This window comes from Mucilaginibacter sp. P2_A5 (assembly GCF_056404995.1).
Genome location: NZ_JBFUCY010000078.1, coordinates 1 through 1,323, shown reverse-complemented (window position 1 = coordinate 1,323; position 1,323 = coordinate 1). Strand labels below are relative to the sequence as shown.

The 1,323-nt window shown below is 39.4% G+C and carries 1 protein-coding gene; it reads left to right on the top strand.

Translation table 11 applies throughout. The annotated features are described in order from the left end of the window. Positions 1–277 precede the first annotated feature (277 nt). On the top strand, positions 278–1,270 hold the full coding sequence (locus AC1DXF_RS29415) for an IS110 family transposase (RefSeq protein WP_477452245.1): 993 nt from the start codon (positions 278–280) through the stop codon (positions 1,268–1,270). Positions 1,271–1,323 lie beyond the last annotated feature (53 nt).

Here is a 1,323-nt window from a genome sequence, read left to right as displayed (position 1 = left end):
AAAAAAATGTCATTTCCTTTGGTCTAAAGATAACAATATTAAGATTTGTTATTGTTAGAAACGGGGGGTGCAGGGGGGTGTTAAAAACTAAAAAGTTTGTGGATAACGTTAAATAAAAAGGCAGGGTGAACTTTTGTCATTTCTGGTTTTGGAGAACCTGCGTTCGTATTAGTTCCCTGCCTTTTAAGATTGCCCAAGGCCCAGCTAGAATAATTCTCTTGATTCATCAAAGGTAATTGGCAAAAGGCAATTTATTAACTTATTAAAACACAAACGTATGAAAACATGGAATGTTGTTTTAGGTGTCGATGTATCAAAAAAGACGGTCGATATCTGTTGGGCAGAGCAGAAGCTATTTCTTCAGGTGGACAATAAGAGTGAAGGATTCAGCAAGTTTAAAAAATGGTGTAAAGACAATCAGATCGATCTGCAAAAGACTTTTATTGTTCTGGAATATACCGGCGGTTATGAGTATCGGTTCATCCAGTTTTGTGAGTCTCAATCTATTGATTACCGTAGGGTACCAGGACTGGAGATTAAGAAATCGATGGGCATGACCAGGGGAAAGAGCGATAAGGCCGATGCTTTCCGTATCAGCCAATACGGAGAAGAAAAGATTAGGCGCCTTGAGCCTGATAAGCCACTGGATAAGAATATTTTAGAGCTTAAAACACTGCTTTCGTTCCGAAAAAGATTAGTTCGGGAAAGTGCCGGATACCAAAGCACCGTTAAGGAGCGGAAACACATGTATGAAGTAGATGATCAGGAGATGATCACTGCTATAGCCAATGAAAAGGTGGAAGCGAATGCGCAATATATCAGGAAAGTGGAGGAGCGGATAATGGAACTGATCAAAAGTAATGAGTCGATGCATTTCAACTACCTGATCATTACCAGTATTAGAGGGATCGGCCCGGTAAATGGATGGATGACGATAGCTTATACAGAGAACTTTACCAGTTTTCCAGATGCAAGACATTATGCGGTATATGTAGGAGTGATCCCATTTGAACATACTTCGGGCACAAGTATAAAAGGCCGAAGACGGACAAGTAACCTGGCTCAGAAAGAGCTAAAACAGGAACTTAACCAGGCAGCCAAAACGGCAATGCAATATGATCCAGAGATAAGGGCATATGCAGAGCGAAAAATGAAAAGTAAGGATTACGGATTGGTATTGAACAATATAAAATTCAAGCTGATCTTACGAATGTTTTCCCTGGTGAAAAGAGGCGTAAAATATGTGGAAAACTATAAAAGGGCAGCCTAAAAAATCTTTTTTGAATTAAATTTGGAATTATGCTAAACCTAGAATACGAACGA